This window comes from Motilimonas sp. 1_MG-2023, assembly GCF_030547455.1.
Lineage (GTDB): Bacteria > Pseudomonadota > Gammaproteobacteria > Enterobacterales > CBDFNC01 > Motilimonas.
The window spans coordinates 20,010-39,011 of the sequence record NZ_JAUOPX010000019.1 but is presented as its reverse complement, the minus strand read 5'-3'; the positions used below and the strand labels follow the sequence as shown (position 1 = coordinate 39,011).

7 protein-coding genes and 1 pseudogene are annotated in these 19,002 nt (G+C 45.9%); 4 read left to right on the top strand and 4 right to left on the bottom strand.

Going from position 1 to position 19,002, the window contains the following annotated elements; all coding sequences use genetic code 11:
• Positions 1-7: 7 nt before the first annotated feature.
• Positions 8-11,641 carry an SDR family NAD(P)-dependent oxidoreductase gene (locus Q4519_RS11740; RefSeq protein WP_303512425.1) on the bottom strand — a complete coding sequence of 3,878 codons (11,634 nt, stop codon included), beginning with the start codon at positions 11,639-11,641 and terminating at the stop codon, positions 8-10.
• A gap of 548 nt (positions 11,642-12,189) precedes the next feature.
• The gene (locus tag Q4519_RS11735) at positions 12,190-12,615 is read right to left on the bottom strand and encodes a hypothetical protein (protein ID WP_303512437.1); all 426 of its coding nucleotides are present in this window, start codon (positions 12,613-12,615) and stop codon (positions 12,190-12,192) included.
• Between the two features lie 70 nt (positions 12,616-12,685).
• Here Q4519_RS11735 and Q4519_RS11730 point away from each other — a divergent pair, with 70 nt between their 5' ends.
• The 3 genes and pseudogenes from Q4519_RS11730 to Q4519_RS11720 all read left to right on the top strand — a co-directional run bounded on the left by Q4519_RS11730 (position 12,686) and on the right by Q4519_RS11720 (position 14,987).
• Positions 12,686-12,988, top strand: a complete 303-nt coding sequence (locus Q4519_RS11730) for a hypothetical protein (protein WP_303512423.1) — start codon at positions 12,686-12,688, stop codon at positions 12,986-12,988.
• Positions 12,988-13,359, top strand: coding sequence for an IS66 family insertion sequence element accessory protein TnpB (gene tnpB, locus Q4519_RS11725; protein WP_303512421.1), 372 nt, complete (start codon positions 12,988-12,990; stop codon positions 13,357-13,359). Before Q4519_RS11730 ends, tnpB begins: the two co-directional genes overlap by 1 nt.
• A gap of 60 nt (positions 13,360-13,419) precedes the next feature.
• A pseudogene (locus Q4519_RS11720) lies at positions 13,420-14,987 on the top strand (IS66 family transposase).
• 179 nt (positions 14,988-15,166) lie between these two features.
• Here the strand turns inward: Q4519_RS11720 and Q4519_RS22420 are convergent.
• Positions 15,167-15,487, bottom strand: a complete 321-nt coding sequence (locus Q4519_RS22420) for a TnsA endonuclease N-terminal domain-containing protein (RefSeq protein WP_369293056.1) — start codon at positions 15,485-15,487, stop codon at positions 15,167-15,169.
• A gap of 305 nt (positions 15,488-15,792) precedes the next feature.
• Here Q4519_RS22420 and Q4519_RS11715 point away from each other — a divergent pair, with 305 nt between their 5' ends.
• Positions 15,793-16,269, top strand: a complete 477-nt coding sequence (locus Q4519_RS11715; protein WP_232799584.1) for an acyl-CoA thioesterase — start codon at positions 15,793-15,795, stop codon at positions 16,267-16,269.
• 85 nt (positions 16,270-16,354) lie between these two features.
• Here Q4519_RS11715 and Q4519_RS11710 read toward each other — a convergent pair whose 3' ends face one another.
• Positions 16,355-18,985, bottom strand: coding sequence for an ExeM/NucH family extracellular endonuclease (locus Q4519_RS11710; protein WP_303512417.1), 2,631 nt, complete (start codon positions 18,983-18,985; stop codon positions 16,355-16,357).
• Positions 18,986-19,002: the final 17 nt, after the last annotated feature.

The following is a 19,002-nucleotide window of genomic DNA, read 5'->3' as shown; positions in this document are numbered from 1 at the left end:
GATCAACTCACTTTATCAATTCAACTTGATTTATTAATTCTAAAGCTTCATCGGTAGTCATATCACCGTTTTCAATTACCGATAAGATACTTTCCAGTTTCATTTTTTCGTCTTTCTTTTGCTTCTCGCTACCAGTAGTCGCATCACGATGTTCTTCGTTAATACGGCTGTTTACGTTTTCCTCATTGTCAGCATCTTCTTGTAACTCTGACTCAATAAACGTTGCCAACTTAGGAATTTGCGGGAAGTCAAATGCTACCGTTTGTGGAAAAGTAACATTGAAGCGTTCATTAAGTTGAATTGAAAATTCAACAATCGTTCGCGAACAGAATCCCATTTCGAAGAAGTTCATCTGATCGTTCAGCTCCTCATTATCTTCATCGTCGTAGCACAATACTTCCTGAATAATATCTCTGATATTTTCTTTAATTTCTTTGTGGCTCATGCTTGATTTCAAATTCGTTTTAGCGGGAAAGTCCAATGATTCCTCCACAGGGATCTCTTTGGTTACCATGAGCTTTTCTAACTGAGGTTCATTTACAGTCTGGCTAACAATCGCATTGTTCTCTTTATCTGAGACTTGATTGATCACTGGCGGTTGTTCGACTTCGGCATCAGACCAAAACGTTTTTTTCTGAAAAGGGTAAGTTGGTAAACCTATAATTGTCTTCAGAGTCAGATCGGGATATAAATTATTCCATTGAACTTTATGTCCCAATACCCAGCTTTCAGCAAGCTGTGTTAATTGATCAAACTGCTCACCTCTGTTCACATTAGCTGAAGAGGCAGAGCTCATATCTTCCGAGCCAACAGAGCTCATAAAGCTGTTCAGCGATAGCAATTTTACAATAGCACCATCAATTGTTTGCATCAGTTCATCGATGCTTTCAACAACACAGGCAAACCGCTGTTGCATCGCCTCTCGACCCACTTGCAGTGAATAGCTCAACTGTTGTAAATCGATTTCTGGACGAGTCGCTAAAAATGCTTTCCAAACTAAAAGGTAGCGTTCCAACGCTGCCGGAGATTTCGCTGAAAGCACAAAGACAACAGGTTTTTTCACCTTTTCCTGGGCATCTGCAGAAACAGTCGACTTATATTCTTCAACAATAAGGTGCGCATTAACGCCACCCGCACCAATGCTCGTAATACCCGCGCGTCTTGGTTGTTCAATGCCTCCGACTACGGAAACCGGCCATTGTGTATGTTCGGTTTGAACTGCAAAAGGGAAGACCTTTTCGTCAATTTGAATGTCTGAGCGACTCGATGGCAGGGCGGGACATAGTTGAGCATTGCGAAGCTGTAAAACAACCTTCATTATCTGCGCCATTCCCGACACGCCCTGACCATGACCAAGAGAAGATTTCAATGTGCCGACTCGCAACGTTTTCTTCGTAAATCCCTGGCTGGACTTGAAAACTTTTTTCAGGGCACTCATTTCGATCGCGTCTGCCGTTTCCGAGCCGTTCGCAGCCAGTTCAAGATAACTGATATCGTCTGGCTCAAGGCCGGCATTGGCAATGGCCTGGGTGACTACCCTAGCCTGTTGGGAGGGATCCGGCACCATGTAACCATTGGATTTTCCGTTGTGGTTCACTGCGCTACCCACAATGGTCGCAAGTACGGTATTACCATCACGCTCCGCATCGGACAGACGTTTTAGCACGACGACACCAACGCCTTCAGAGGGGACAAAACCGATTCCATCTTTATCAAACACCTTTGGTAACGGCCCATCGGCAATCAACTGTGCACGACTGAGCTCACGGTACGATTCGGAAGTAAGATAAAGGTTCACCGCACCGGCGACAGCCATGTCAATATCACCACGGTGAAGATCATCACAGGCACGGTGTAAAGCGGCCAGGGATGACGAACACATAGTGTCTACCACAACACTGGGACCGCGGAAATCCATGACGTAGGAAACCCGATTCACGAGTGAAGCAAACGACGCATTGACACCGTTTTGAGTTATGCCTCCATACACTCCGACGCGGTTTTTCTGCTGTTCGCTCAACTGAGAAGGAACACTGCCTGCGTCTTCACAGGCTTTCCAACATTCTTGTAGGAAAACTCGCTCATGTGGATCCATATCCTTGGCTTCGCGCGGCGAAATGTTGAAAAACATTGGGTCGAACTCGGCAAAATCCTCCAGGAAAGCGCCCCACTTGCTGTAACTTTTACCCTCGGCTATGGCTACCTGCCTGTCTGCTTCGTAGAAGCCATCTTGCAACCAGCGCTTTTCGGGTATTTCTCCGATACAGTCTCTGGCCGCTTTCAAATTCTCCCAAAAATCTTGCAGATTATCCGCCTTTGGAAAACGGCCACTCATTCCAACAATCGCCACGGGCTCCACCGACGGTTTCACCTCAGGCGTCTGTATATCCGGGGTAGGCGGATTCTCAACCACCGCAACAGGTCCCTCGTTCAGCGGGTTCTGTGGCTCAGCGCTTTGGGTGTACGATTTGATACCAGCAAGAATGGTTGACGATACGGTATGTTCATCAACTAAATATTCGGTAAGCTCACCTAATGTACGGTATTCAAATAAAACCGTTTTAGGTAAATCCTGGTAAAACTTACCAAGCTCATGATTGAATCGATTAATCGCTATCGAGTCGATACCGTAGTTAGCTAGTGGCTCTTGTTTATCGATTTTGGCAATGGGAAGATCGATAGTTTCACTCAACAACTCACTGACTTTTTTAAGTGTTTCAGCGTACAGCTGCTCACGATCTACAGGCCCCTCTGGGATTTCATCGCGCACAACTGGGAGCGATAGGATCTCGTTGGCCGACATCAGCGTATTTAGCTTTTCTTCATCTCCCTTCAGCACAACCACTTGGGAAGCTGTATTCGATAGTGCTCGATAGAAGGCGCTTAGCCCTGAAACTGTATCTAATGCCACCATGCCCATATCTTCGCGCATGATGTTTGCTGTCACTTCATCGACGTGCATGCCACCACTTTCCCAGAGCGGCCAGTTGATTGATAGGCTTTTTCCTGGGCATCCTTCAGCGGTTTGACGGCATGTGCAGAATACGTCCATGTATGCGTTGGCAGTGGCGTAATCTACCTGGCCAACGTTACCCAAAACGGCTGATATTGATGAGAACACCACAAAGAAATCTAGAGACATTGCCTGAACAGCATGATCAAGATTAGTTATGCCATCGACTTTTGGTAACAAAACCTGTTCAAACTCCGTGGTTGTCTTGTTAACTACGAAATTATCTTTGTTGATCCCGGCACTGTGAATAACCCCGTCAAGGCGGCCATATTTTGCCTCGATATCGCGTACCAAGCCATCGACCGCGCTGTGATCAGAGACGTCAATCGCTCGATATTCGGCGCTAACATCCTTCTCTTCAAGTTTGTGCAGCATTGCTTGCTTGTCGTAGCTCAGCTCGGAACGACCAGTCAAGATCAATGTAGCGTTCACTGCCTTATTGGCGATTTCCTCGGCAAAAATTAGCCCTAGGCCACCAAGCCCCCCGGTAATGAGATAAACGCCGTTTTCCCGCCAAACGTCAGTGTTTATCCTATGTGTTTGTGCGATCTCACGGAAGTCTTCAACCAGACGTCGGTTCCCTTCATAGCGGACATTTCCGTCCTGAGGGCAGCTGCTGTTCGCTTGCAAAAGGCTAATGATCTCAGCCGAAATCTGAGATGTACTCAGGGCGATTAACTGCACGACCACTTTTGGATTTTCTCGGTACGTAGTTTTTAAAAGACCCACAAGCCCTGCGAGTAACCTTGCAGGCCCTTCGGCTGGGACAGCAACCTGAACCAACACACTTCCCTTTGGCTTTTGTGCGAGTATGGCTTGTACCCCTTCAAGCAAAGCCAGACTTATATCTTTGAACTGCTCTTCAGATGACGCTCGTTCTGAAGCCAGCCAATGCAGTGACATAGCTCCGGCATCGCTCTTAAACAATGGCGCTGTATCGCCTAAACCACAAATAAACACGTGGTGCTCGCTGTAAGCAAGAGGCGCAGATGTCTGTGGAATTGCTTGTTCCGTCCACACTGGTTCAAACATCAGGGTTGTGTTCGGATCAACGGGTTTTACCAGACTACCTTTAACCCAATATTGCTCTTTAGCAAACGGATAAGTCGGCAGGCTCATGCGCCGTGGCCGCTGTTCGCCATAGAGCCGCTGCCAGTCCAGCTTCAGGCCTTTCACCCACAGGCGCACTAACGGATCGTACTTCTCTTTGGCTATCCAGGAATCAATAGCAATGGCAATATCATTATCGGAATCAAAGAGCGACAACATCTCACGATTGCCCTTCGCTTGCCCAACATAGAGTCCTTCTTCTTCGCGCTCCTCAATATACGCCTGCAGCTTAACGATAAGATCAGCGGCGGAATCCACAATGAGCCCCAAACGCGAGTCCATCGCCTCACGCCCCACCTGCATTGTGTAGGCGATATTGGCTAGCCTAGTTTGTGCGAAATGCTCATCGCGTTTAACAAAGTCTAGTAGTTTTTGCGCATAAACTTTTAAACGTTCCGGATCACGGGCTGACAACGGGAGCAATACCCGCTTGGACTTATCGGTAAGCAAATCTTGGTTGGTCTCTGCTTCGAGGTATTCCTCGATAATGACATGGGCATTTGATCCCCCGGCGCCAAAGGAGGAAATGCCGGCAACACGAGGCGTCTCCTTGCCATTGATGTTCGGTCGTTGCCACGGTTTCAGTGTTTGATTAACTTCAAACGGAGTGTCTTCAAACTCGATGTTGGGATTTAGCTTTTTAGAATGAAGTGAAGGCACTATCTGCTTGTGTCGCATCTGCAACAGCACTTTGGTTAAACCCGCAATACCCGCAACACTCTCACCGTGACCGATATTCGACTTGGCTGAGCCAAGTAAACAATACTGTTTCCGCTCACTACCAAAAGCCTGGCTTAACGCGGCAACTTCGATGGGATCGCCAAGCTTAGTGCCCGTGCCATGAGCCTCTATATAACTAACGGCTTCAGGGCTAATCTGAGCCTCTGTGAGCGCACTGATAATGGCCGCTTTTTGCGCTTTTGGATTAGGTACTGTGTAACCATTGGTCTTTCCGCCGTGGTTGATAGCGCATCCCTTGATAACACCGTATATATGATCACCGTCGCGCTCCGCGTCTTCGTACCGCTTAAGAACGGCAACGCCAACCCCCTCGGCGGGTACATATCCGTCACCTCCTGCGCCAAAACTATCACAGTGCCCTCTGCTCGAAATAAACTGGCCGGCACTTAGCATCAAATATTTACCAGGATGAATCGTTACGTTCACACCTCCGACGATGGCTAGCCCAGTCAACCGGTGTTTTAGATCCTGACAGGCCAGATGGAGCGCAGTCAGGGAGCTCGAACACATAGTGTCCAACGCGATGGAAGGTCCTTTTAAGTCCAAAGCATAAGAGACGCGGTTGGCTACACTGGCGTAGAGGCTGTTCGGCACCACCCCTTGCTCCCGCGCCACTTCTGTTGTCGCGAAGCGCTGATAGTCTCCATACATGACCCCCGCATAAACGCCAACCTGACGAGAGGGATCTGATGCATCGGCACCGAGATCTTCCCTTCGATAGCCGGCGTCTTCCACCGCCAGCCACGCGTGTTCAAGGAACAAACGCTCCTGGGGATCCATAGCCGTTGCTTCTCGCGGGGAGATATTGAAAAACAGAGGGTCAAAGAAGTCGACTTCGGTAATAAAACCACCCCATTTACTGTAGTGGAACCCAGGCTGGTTGCGGTCTTCGCCATAATAATCACGCCAGTCCCAACGCTCTGCTGGGATCTCCTCAACACAATCACGACCTTCTCTGAGATTTTGCCAATATTCTTCCAGATCTCGCGCTTGGGGGTAACGACCAGATAGCCCCACTACGGCAATATTTAACGGTTGAGTAGCTGGTGAACGAAGCTGTTGCGTCGCGGGAAGAAATCGATGCCCTGTTGCTCTATTTTGTTGTGGTGGCTGTTGTGAGGTAGTCGCTGGCAATGGCTTGGACTCCGAGGGAGTAGCACCATTGCGTAGAAATAACGCCTCAAGCCGCGCCCGGTGTGATGCCAAAAGGTACTCACTCAGCTCCTCGACGGTCAGGTATTCATAAAACAAGGTTTTGGGTAAAGTTCCAAAGGTCTCTTCCAGGCCCGCCGTGATCTTGGTGACCATAATCGAGTCGAGACCGTAGATGTCTAAAAGTTCTTCGGCGTCGATTTGGCTGGCTGGTACTTGTAAAGTCAAAGAGAGCTGCTTTTTAAGATATGCGACTGTTTTCTCTTTCAGCGTGCCAAGATCCAGAGATGGTAACTCGACATCATACGCTTCAATGCTGACTTCTACATCGGCTTTTACGTCTGTTCTTATGATCTCGGATGATGCCACCAACCTCGAGGATGTTTGCACGTCAAACTCACGAGTCGAGTAACCCACCAGTTTGGCAAGCAACTGACCAGATTCATTGTACAAGTCCATATCCAACTTACGGACTCTTCCAGCCGCTTTCTCTGAATAGCGTATCCAAGCATAGAGAGATCCTGAACATTTGCCAAATATGCTCAGAGATTCCAATGCAAAAGGCAGCCGCGTTTTGGGGTTAGACTTAGGAGCTGTGGAAGCAAAATCAAGTTCGAGTGCGATGCCGGCTTGTAATGCGGCATCTAATAAGCTTGGATGCAGATGGTAATCATCTTGCTTAGGAAGGATCGCACCTGGTAATTTTATGTCCGCAAGAACTTCATCGTCACCACAATACACTTCATGCAGGCTTCTATGCGCTGCACCATAATCAAGCCCAATTTCAGCAAAACGCTGATAGCACTGCTCGTGATCTAAACGTTGACCACTCATCCGCGCTTTCAGCTCCACAAGGTCTATGGATTCAGGAGCTGTGTTGGCAAAAGTTACCCCTCCCTGGGAATGAATAAATGTCTGAGATTCATCCGTATTTCGCGTATATATTTCATAGGAAATGCTACCTTCGCGTTCAGAGAACAGCGCGATATGCAATGCTTTTGCTGATGTATCGACGGTAAACTGATTGGACCAGACAATATTTTCAAGCACGATGGAGGTATTCTCACCCAACCCGTCAATGGCCTGTTCTACCGCCACTCGGGCCATTTCCAGATAGGCTGCGGCAGGCAGTACTCGCTTGCCTTTAACTCTATGATCATTGAGGAAAAACTCTTCACCTGTAAACGTGGAGCTAAATCGCTGTTCAAAAAGTGTGGACGTGTTTTCCTGCACCAATGGATGGATAGATGTGCCACCCGAAGCAAAACTCGATTGGCTCGAATCCGTGCCCACCCAAAACCGTTCTCTTTCAAAGGGGTAAGTCGGCAACGAAATTTTCTTATGATCACCGTGTAAAAACAGCTGGTCATAATCCAGCTGGTACCCTCGGACAAACAATTCTGCAATTGCAGATAGATTCTCTCTATACTCCGCAGTGGTAGACGCTGAATGACATGACTCCAAAGCCTGGTTTCCTGACCGTTTAAGGAAAGCGTTTTCCCGACGCAGACTTTCTTTTATTCTGTGAGTGAATATCTCTGGAGTGGCTGAACTGTCCAACCAGGCTTTCAGCCGTTGGATCATTTCATCGCGACTGTCCACCACAGTGGCCAGGCGATACTCTAAATGCTCCCGACCACATAATAGTGAATAGCTGACGTCAGGCATACAGACATCTCGCTCGCTAAACGCCACCAGCTGCTGAACTCGCTTGCGCAATTGTGTTTCACTGCGAGCTGAGAGCACGACTAAATAGGCTGAATATCCCGTCGCATTGGTTTCCTCGGGCTCCTGACATCTGTACTCTTCCAGCACTACATGAGCATTACTGCCACCAGAACCAAAACTGCTCACGCCAGCACGCCTGGGCACACTCGCAGACTCGTCCCAAAGCTGGTGCTCCTGGACCACATAAAACGGGCTATCTTCGATTTCAATCTTCGAATTAAGTTTTTCAAAGTTGATCGACGGAGGAAGCTCGCCATTTTTCAAGCTCAATACCACTTTGAGCAAGCCCGCTATACCCGCTGCGGCTTCCAAATGGCCGAGGTTACTTTTCAGCGAACCAAGGCCACAGCGCGCGTTTTTATCACTTTCACCAAACGCACTTCTAAGACCGCTTACTTCAATGGGGTCTCCAAGTTTCGTACCCGTACCATGGGCCTCAATATAGCTGATGCTGTCGGGCTCCACCCCGGCATCTTTCCACGCTTCCTTAAGCAAACTCGCCTGCTGGTTTGGATTAGGCACGGTCAATCCGTTAGCGAGTCCGCCATGGTTACTTGCCACCCCTTTGATGACCCCATGAATGCAGTCCCGATCAGCGACGGCCTTCTCTAAGGACTTAAGTAAAAGCATGACCGCGCCTTCAGCACGCACATAACCATTGGCTCTTTCGTCAAAGACCTGACAACGACCGTCTCTCGACAACATGCCCGCGTTGTAATAGGCCAGCGTATTGCTCGGGTGGCACATGACATTGATGCCTCCCACTAAAGCCTGATCACACTCCCCCTTTCTCAGGGAGTTCACCGCACTTTGTACGGCCACCAACGAGCTGGAACAGGCTGTGTCGATCTGTAAACTAGGCCCAAGGAAATTGAAAAAATAAGAAAGGCGATTGGCGAGAACAGCCATTGAATTTCCTGTAGCAACATGAGCCGGGGTTTCGAGATGATTTTGTTCCAACAGTAACCGATAGTCTGAACCACTAGCGCCAACAAATACTCCGGTACGACTGCCCGACAGGTGGCCCGGGGAATATGCAGCGGACTCTAAACAATCCCAGCTCATTTCCAGTAGCAGCCGCTGTTGTGGGTCCATCAATATCGCTTCAGCAGGTGATATGCGGAAAAATTTGCTATCAAATCCCGAGATGTCTTCCAAAAATGCCCCAGAATCTATACCTAGGTGTTTGTCTTCAGGGTCGATATTCACGGGCCATTGCCAACGATCTTCAGGCAAAGACGAAACTATATCCTTGCCTTCTATCAAGGCTTGCCAGAGCGCTTCGGGGTGATTGATTTCACCGGGTAAACGACAAGACACACCTATGATGGCAATATCTTTTTCTGAACAATCTTGTTTTGGGAGTGTTGTGTTACGGCCTGAAATGCTTCTGTCAGACCTAGTTGGTTGTTTGATGGTTTTCGCCGTGTTAACGCTTGGGAAAGAGGCATTTTCTTCTCGGGTCTTGCAGTATTTTTCTTTTAAATACTGAATAGTTTTTTCACAGGTATTGTATTGAAAGAAAAACGTTGCAGAAAAAGCTTCAGAGAACTGCTGTGAAAGTGATTCCGTTAATTCCATAATATCAGCGGAGTCAAATCCCAAATCCATTAACGGCGTATGCAGAGAAAACTGATCCTTTACATTCGAGCGCAGTAGCGTTTGCACTGTCGACAAGACGACATGTTCGATGCGATCTTCACTCCACTCATTTAATTGCTCTGCAAGCCCCTTATTGTTTCTTTTCCAATTGGAAAAATCATCTCTCCGTCGATTGCGAATGTCATAAGTAAGTAATACTCCATAGCCCAAATTACTTTTATCTTGTGGCCTATAACCTTCCACTAACGATTGAATTTGAGCACCGTGCAATTCGTGGAACCTGAGTATCGGATCAACCAGTCGTCCGTGTGAATTTCGTAACTGAATATACTGTTCAAGACTAATGTGGTTATTACGATCATAATCTTTACAACGCGTCACGCCAACGACGGATTCAATACCATTCATCACGGTACAACGTTGTAACATAAACTCAAGTAGTTGATCGCCAAGATTCAGGTGCTGCTTATCAGGATCAATATTAAGCGCGATTAGCTGAATATGAGCTCCATTAGAGTCGTGTAAAGTATGGGCTGTTGCAGCTGGGGTCTCTATCACTTTTTCTGGATGAGATACGCGCTGAGAATAAATAACGCCGACAATAGCGCCAGCAATCTCTAGTACCATTTGCCCCATTGGGAAGTGGTTAATCCGTTCAAGTATCATCGATTCGGAGGCTCTGATACCTTCCTGCCAACAATGCTCCTCTAAATTCATGAGCGCAGGCAAATCGCTGTTTTGCGCAAAGCGCACGCGATAGTCTCGCATTTCGAAAAAGTTTACCGTGATACGAGTAATGGGCAGTGTCTTGGGGTAGTTGACGCCACTGTCCTGACGAGGAAAAAGACCCGCCCTGGCAGCCGACATTAAAAACACGTCGGCAGTAACAAGCAGTTGACTCGAAAACGCCTGGGTAGCATCAAAATGAAAACTTTCACTATCGAGGAATCGACCCACTGAGATAGGATCAAGATTATGTACTTCTAAAATTATTATGCCGTATTTGCTTTCGACCGTGCCCCACCGTTCAAAATGTTCAACCAAACTTTGAAAAACAAAAGCCCGATCTAATTCACTACCATCACTATTTACATATACGCCATCGCCGACATTGGTCAGCATCAGTTGTTCAGTTGCATTTTGTTTGGGCTCGATATAAGGCCGATCGTGGTCTAAAAATGTCCGAACGTGCAGTATGTTTTCGGGATCATCAATGCCATGCTGATGCCTTAAATCCTCGATTAACCTTGCGGGGTCTCCGATATCCCCCATGAGACCAAAATAGTCCATTCCTTGCAGATTTTTGGCCGTTTGATCCAATGATTTCTGATTAATATCGATACCAATAAAAGTTAAGGGGAATTCCGACAGCACCTTTCCCCGCGGAGTTTTGGTTAAAATTAATTTGTAAATACTTTTAAGAAAGCTGCCATCACCACACCCCATGTCAGCGACGTATCTCGGCTGTGAAGCAAAATCTTCACCATCAAAAATTGACAAGATAACACTTTCCATATCGGCAAAGTATTTTTGATGTTGAAAACCACTACCAATAACATTGAGCGTTCGTTCAATATGCGTCTCGTTACCATTTTCGTCTGCCATAAATATACTCCGGCAGTCACCGAAAATAAGTTGTTCCATCTGTTGCAATAAAGGACGGTATGAAGCGACCACTCCCAAATTATAGGCTTTTTCCCAAAGGTACTGTCCTGTTGCGTTAAGTACTAAAACACCGCTTTCTTCTTTTGCCCATGCTTTTTCGCAAAATAGACGCGATATGTTTTTTGCTACCTGCGAATTTAACGATCTAACATCTAGTGTTTTTGTATTGCTGTCGTAACTTGCGTTCAAGGAGCTTTTTTTAAGTTCGAGCAACAATGGCACGACTATTTGCCCATCTAAAAAAACTGACATCTGCTTGTCGTCACTGTACCAATCGGAAAATGACAGCTGTAGCCAATTTGTCAAGTCTTCTTGTGTATCTCCTGCGATAAAGTCACCAAAGGGAAACGACATTAGTTTATAAATATCTTCTGGAGCAAACTTGTTGCTATCAGACTTTTTACATAAACGGTATTCATCTCGGTCGTTCACCTCTAACCACTGAAGTGACTCAAGCATCCTCATTGCAACGCGAAAATGACCGCTATTGGCATTAAGCTCTAATGCTAAATCGTCGAACCCTAACCATGCCTCCTTTGATAACAAATCGAACAGGCCAGCTTTTCTACAAGCTGATACAACAGGTATAAAAACATAACCATGAGCAAAATTATTGAGCAAAGACAACATAATTAACCTTTTTTGTGACTAGCTGAAAAAGTGAAACGAGACTTCTAGTTATAAGTTTAAGAACCAATAAAGCACTAAGCCAAAGGGAGAAAGTGTGAACAAAATGTTAACTGTTCAACTACTTTCAAGCATGCCATTTATCATTCGAGTTTATGAGGTTTCTTAAACTCAGGCTGAGGCCACACGGCAATTGCACTGAATAAATCATGCTCACAAACGGTTTGGCTGAACTGCTTTTCTGGATGAAAAAGCTTTTACGATCTCCCCTGCACTTTAATGCAAATCATAAACAAAAATAAAAAGTCAATTATACATAAAAACAATAACTTTAAAATAAATTCCTCTTAAAAAACCACACTAAAAATGTAATCAATCGTCTCCAGTAACTTAACGATTGGATGAGCAGGTTGGAAACGATATTCCGCACATTGATCTCTGCTACTTCTATTAGACACTCCACTAACGTAAGTACAATCACCATTGAGGTACTTATGAAAGTAAATATACTCGGTAAAAAAACATATCTCTGAAATTAAACACGAAGAGGTTCATTTAGCTGCATGCTCAAACTCTACTTTTGCCTGGGTAGGCTCAAGTGCAAACGACATTACCACGGGATCATGATCCGATGAACGATAAGCGTCGGGGGCATAAAAACGCTGTAATTGTGCGTCAGATTTATATTCAACGTTGTAATCTAGCACTCTTGGCTCGTCGGCATTGGTTAGGTCAGCCGCTTGCACAACCTGCTCACCACAATCACGCATGCCTTGAATGTCATTTAACTGGGTATTGCTGTAAACCTCGGCCACATCGCCTAATAAGCGCACGTGTTGACCGGGACTCACATTGTATTCAGCATTGGCAATAAATAGACCGCGATCGCCAGTTAAGCTTTGCACATAAAAGCCGCCCATCTGATCGCTGCCTTGCAGAGCAGCGGTCACCACCCCTTCCACTTCGTAAGCACTCAATTCTCCGCTTTATTCCAAAATTAATCTGAGCCTTGATAATGACTCTGTCATTACTTATCGAGGTTGCAACATGTCACATTCTCAACATTGGCAGCATCATATTGATGCTTGGCAACAAGCTGGCAGCTCCCAAGCGCAATATTGTCGTGAGCACGAGCTCGACCAGAGTCAATTCAGCTATTGGAAACGCAAGTTAATCAAAACTTGCGAACCCCAATCGGTTAAATCTTCACGGTTTGCCGTAGCGCAGGTGGCGGTGATGTCTGAGCCAGCATCATCGCTTTCTATCTCCTTTCCCTGCGGCATCGTACTGAGTGGCATTGATGCCAACAACGCACCTGTCGCTGCAACATTGTTGGAGTATTTACGCTAATGCAATCCACGCTGCGACCCAATATCCAATTGCCTCGGGTGTATTTATATTGTGACCCGATTGATTTTCGTAAATCTCATCGTGGCCTGAGCACCTTGATTGAAGCCGAACTAGGTCATAACCCCTTCAGTGGTGAGCTGTACGCATTTACCAACAAGCAGCGCAATAAAATCAAATGCGTGTTCTGGGAAGATAATGGCTTTGTGCTCTATTACAAAGCTTTGGCCGAAGACAAATTTAAATGGCCCAATCGTCCTGATGAGCTGGTCACCTTAATCGGTCAACAGTTGAATTGGTTGCTCGATGGCTATGATATTAACCTGATGAAACCCCATAAAAATTGCAATACGAGTCAGTTTTTTAGCGACTAAAACCACCTGGTTTGATACAATAACCCCTGTTGAAATAAGGTGTTAAGGGCTATTGATATCATGACTTCCTCTGCAAAAAATGTAACTGAAATCGAGCAGCTTCGTGCTCAGTTAGCAGAGAAAGAGCGACTTATTCAGAGCCAGTCCAAGCGTATCGAATTTCAAGCGAGTCGCATTGAAATCTTAGAAGAGGTGGTACGCCACCTCAAAATCAAACGCTTTACCCCCAGCAGTGAAAAACGGGTCAGGGACAGTTCTTGCTGTTTGATGAAGCCGAGCTGGTCACTGACCCGGATGTGATTGCTCATGAGCAAGACGAAAAGCCGGCTACTAACACCAAGCCATCTGCGCCGCGTGGCCGCAAACCGTTTGCCGCCGATTTACCCCGTGAGCAAATCTTCTTATACCTCACTGATGAAGAAAAAACGGGCGCTAAAAGCACCTTCTTCGCCAAGGTAAAAGAAGAACTAGACATCATTCCTGCTAAAGTGCGCGTGTTAGAGTACATGCAAGAAAAAGCCGTCTTCGAGCAAGATGAAGACAGCCAAAAAATGGTCGCGGCTGAGCTGCCAAAGCACCCGATTAAAGGCGCCATGGGCAGTGTTGGTCTGATTGCACATGTGATGACAGCCAAATTCGTTGATGGCTTACCGCTATATCGGATTGAAAAACAACTAAGCCGGTATGGCGGCAACATCTCCCGAGCTACCTTGGCCAATTACGTTATCAAGTCGAGCCAAGTGTTCCAGCCTATCGTCAATTTGATGCGGGATAAGCAACGTGATTGCGATGGATGAAACGCCATTGCAAGTGCTCAAGGAGCCAGATAAAGCCGCGACCTCCGATAAATACATGTGGGTCTCCTTGGGCGGCTTGCCAGGGCAACAAAGTGTGTTGTATCACTATGCCCCCTCACGCAGCGGGCAGGTGCCGTTGACCCTATTGGATGGCTTTAGTGGCTATCTGCAAACCGATGGTTATTCGGGGTACAACCCTGCGTGTGAAAAATACAAGCTGATTAGCGTGGGTTGCATGGACCATGCACGACGTAAATTTAAAGAAGCGCTCGATGCGCCGCCAAAGAAAAAAACCAACCAAACCAATAAAGTAGGCAAGGCCGCCGTGGCCCTTGGGTTGATTAATAAGCTCTACAACATTGAGCGCCAGATTAAAGACCTAAGCGAGAAGCAAACCGACTTCACGGCTGAGCACACCAAAGCGTACCGGCAACAAAACAACATCCCGATATTGGAAGAAATAAAAGCCTTCCTCGATACCAACATGAGCAAAGTGCCCAAAGATAGCTTAACGGGCATCGCCATTCACTACATGCTAAATCAGTGGAAAAACTGACGGTTTACCGCACCTATGGTGAGCTGCGTATCAGCAATATCTTAGCTGAGAATGCTATTCGCTCGTTCGTGGTGGGACGCAAAGCCTGGTTGTTTGCGGATACCCCGCAAGATGCCCATGCCAGCGCGGTGTGTTACAGCCTCGTAGAAAGTGCAAAACATAATAGCCTTGATCCATACCAATATATTCACGACCTACTGAGTCAGTTACCCTACGCCGAAACGGTAGAGGAAATCGAAGCGTTGATACCTTGGAATATCCGCAAGAACAAATGATCGCCTAACAATCAAGCCTGCGGAGTATTGAGCGCTTACTTTTATTCGCACCAAATTGGGCTTTGCCAGTTGATAGGCTGATGCATATCAAGTTTTAGGAGTTGTTTTGCCGCCAAATCATACATAGCTGGAAATGATTCAGACGAATGAGCTGGTGAAAACTGAACAACTTGCTCTATTCAAAGTTCCCCATATTTTTTAAATAAAGTCAATATGTTACGCTGTAAAGGATTGAGTGTATCATCACAGGCATACCGATGAATTATCTTCATGTTGTCGAGTAACGGGTATATTTGAATTTCGTCCTCAGTTAAAACATGAAGATCCTTTCCTATTCTCAGAGTATGTTCTTTTTGAAACATAAATTTCTTTCTGAAATCTTCAGTTTCAGCAATGTGTTTAGGCTTTATTTCATAAAATGTTTCATAAGAGTCACTGTAAAAAACAGCAAAGTCAGGCGTATATCCACGTTTCTTACCTTCGAAGGAAGTGATACTCAAACCCTATTGGCTGGGCTTCAAAAGTTAAAATCTGCTTTGAAAATTCAAAGTGAAAGCATGCATCAAACTCTAAATCAGATTCTACTGTCTGTATTGAACGTGTTTTTAAGCTAACAAATCGTGATATGTTTTTCGCTGATGAATTCTTAAGGGCTCTTTTTTCCATTACGAACTACCTTAGCTGTAGTAAACTTACTTAAGTATTGTTCATTTATTGACCGCTTTCTAGGTATGGTTATTTTCATTTCAGGCTATGGTTTCGTATTATCAAGGTATGGTTGTTTACAATGTTTAAGGAATATTCAATGGAAAGCCCACAACGAGACATCACCCTACGTTTTTTAGCCGAGCCCCAAGATGTAAATTTTGGCGGTAAGGTTCACGGCGGCGCCGTAATGAAGTGGATAGATTTAGCGGCATATGCCTGCGCAGCAGGCTGGAGTGGTAAATATTGTGTCACCGCTTACGCAGGTGGCATTAAATTTGTGGCCCCGATCCAAGTGGGTAGCTTAGTTGAGGTAAATGCTAAGGTTATTTACACTGGTAAATCGTCAATGCATATAGCCCTTGAAGTGATTGCCTGCGATCCAAAATCACTTAACCGTCGCCTCACCACACACTGTATCGTGATCATGGTTGCCGTTGATGAGTTTGGTCAATCTGCTCGTGTACCGACTTGGGTACCGGAGACAGAAGAAGATATCCGTCAACACGATACCGCTATTAAACTAATGGATATGCGTAAGAAAATTGGCGAAGAGATGCAAATTTACGTGGCATGATATGCTGGTGAATTAAAATTAAAGGGAGCGGCGTTTCCACTGCTCCCTTCACTTATTAATGACTAATTATTGGCTGTCAGTACTATCAGTCATTGTCTCTAATATGTACCGTTAACTGTTGTTGCTTACCTAATGCTACACCTTCACTGTAAACCAAGTTCAGCGTAAAGTTTTCTATGCCTTCAACAAGTTGATCATCGTTAATGGTCAATTCAATAAACTGTTGCTCTTGTTTAGCGCCATTTTCTGACTGTGGCAGCCATACTAATCGCCCCCAATATGGGCTAGTGTAATCACTCCATCCCTCGGCTGTGCCCCAGTGCGTTTCAAAATGCACGGTTGCCTTAGCACCTAATAGCTTACCCATTTGCTTGACTGGAATTTTTATCATTCCCACTGACTCATCTAGCCAAAGATCACTTTGCGCAAATTCTACTTTCGCCTTGGCAGGCTCTAGTGCAAATGACATTACCACAGGATCATGGTCGGATGAACGATAAGCATCGGGTGCATAGAAGCGCTGTAATTGTGCGTCAGATTTATACTCAACATTGTAATCTAGCACTCTTGGCTCGTCGGCATTGATGTGCCAATCCGTTGCTGCCACCAATTTTCCAGCCAGCGCCTCGTTAACTAAACCATGATCTAAGCTGCCAGCCTGACCATCGTAATAGTAAGAGTACGAATCCTCGGCCAGGGTAACAGTATTAAAGCCATAGTCGGCAAAAGTCAGCATCGGGTCTTCTTGGCTATAAGCGTTAAAGTCACCCATTAATACTGCATTACCGCCAATATTATCATTGATGTATTGTGCCAGCGTTATTGCGGCATCGGTGCGTAAACCATTACAGTTACCTTGGCCATCGCCCAAATCAGGGTCGCCTAAACTGTCACAGCTGCTACCTTTCGATTTGAAGTGATTCACGGCAACGGTGAACTGTTCACCTGTAGCCAAATGCTCAAAGGTTTGGATCATTGGGATACGGTGTTTTTGTGTCTGCTCATCAAATGGATAAGCCGTTAACAAGACAACATCGCCCACTGGCTTCACTTGGCTAGGTTTGTAAATAATGCCCACGGTAATTGCATCGGCCCCGACACGGTCTTGTGCAGGACGGATATAATCATATTGATTTGCGCCCAATTGATTATTCAAGCCACTGACTAAGTCGTGTATTGCACTGTCACTGCCAAAGCCATTATTTTCAAGCTCCATTAAACCAAACACATCAGCGTCAATGGCTTGCAGGGCTGAGAAGATTTTGTCGCGTTGACGCTCAAGCTCAATAGCAGAGTTAGCACCGCGATATGGCGAGCCTTTTTCGGTGGCTAAATTAACAAAGTAATTAAGCACATTAAAACTTGCTAGCGTTAGGTTACCGCGCTCAGTTAAGGTAGGTTGCGCGGCTCTTGGATTGGCATCAATAAATTCAATATCTGCAGTTGGGATCAACTGATATTGACCATAAGCGTAATGAATGACGCCAGTAACTTGATTAACCTGGCTACCACTACGCAGTGGCTGCTCAGCAGATAATTGCGGGAAATAACGGATTAATTCTGGATTTTGTTTGCTAGAGCCATCATCGACTAACAGCATATTTGTTTTATTAAATTTAGCTAAGTCAATCGCTTCGCTAGAATTGGCTGGGTAGCGATCGGTTGGCTGGAACACTTTACCTGACGATAACCAAATTTGACCATAACGACTGAAGTTATAATCTAAGGTAACGTGAAGAGGCTGGTTCAGTGTGACCATTTGCCCTTCAAGTAACTCTAATGATTGGTCTAATGGCAGAGTTAGGTCAGCCGCTTGCACAACCTGCTCACCACAATCACGCATGCCTTGAATGTCATTTAACTGGGTATTACCGTAAACCTCGGCTACATCGCCCAATAAGCGCACGTGTTGACCGGGACTTACATTGTATTCAGCATTGGCAATAAATAGACCGCGATCGCCGGTTAAACTTTGCACGTAAAAGCCCCCCATCTGTTCACTGCCTTGCAACGCAGCCGTCACGACGCCTTCAATTTCGACCGTTTTACCTTTAAATGGGCTAGTATCTTGTGCAATTTGAATTTGATTAAGGGGCGTGGCCACATCACCACACTCTCCTAAAGTCACCACTGGGGTGCCAGTGTCAGAGCAAGAGGTTAAACCACTGCAACCGAGTCCTGCAAACTCATCTTTACTGAACTCTTGCCATTGCAGCGATAAATCAAAATCAGCTAACTCATCAGTGTCACCTTGTTGTACTTGTTCAAGACGACGTAGCGTGCGATCTTTGCTACTAATGTTTGAATTGCCCCAAGCACTGCCCGGATCGGTTCCTTTTTGGCCAAACCGGTCGATGGTCAAGTCATTTTGCCTAAGCACTAAAACATCATCGCCATTAAAGTTGGTCACTGCCGATAAAAGCTGCGCTTTCTCTTTTAGTTCAGATTGGGCTTGAGCGTTAGCAATCACATAACTTGCACCAGGGGCAAGCATGCCAGATAAACGTTGGCTTACCGTAGCAGTGGTTTTACCATTAGAAAAAAGAGTAACTTGAAACTCAGATAAGTCGACGGCGGTGGTGGAAAGGTTGGTTAATTCGATGGCTTTGTTGTTACTACTGCCCTCAACATATTCAGTAAAAAGGACATTCGCCTGTGCATTCATTGTAAATACAGCGGTTAATAAAGCGAATTTGGATAAACTTGGGCGTTTCATTTTGTGCTCCTTGCTTT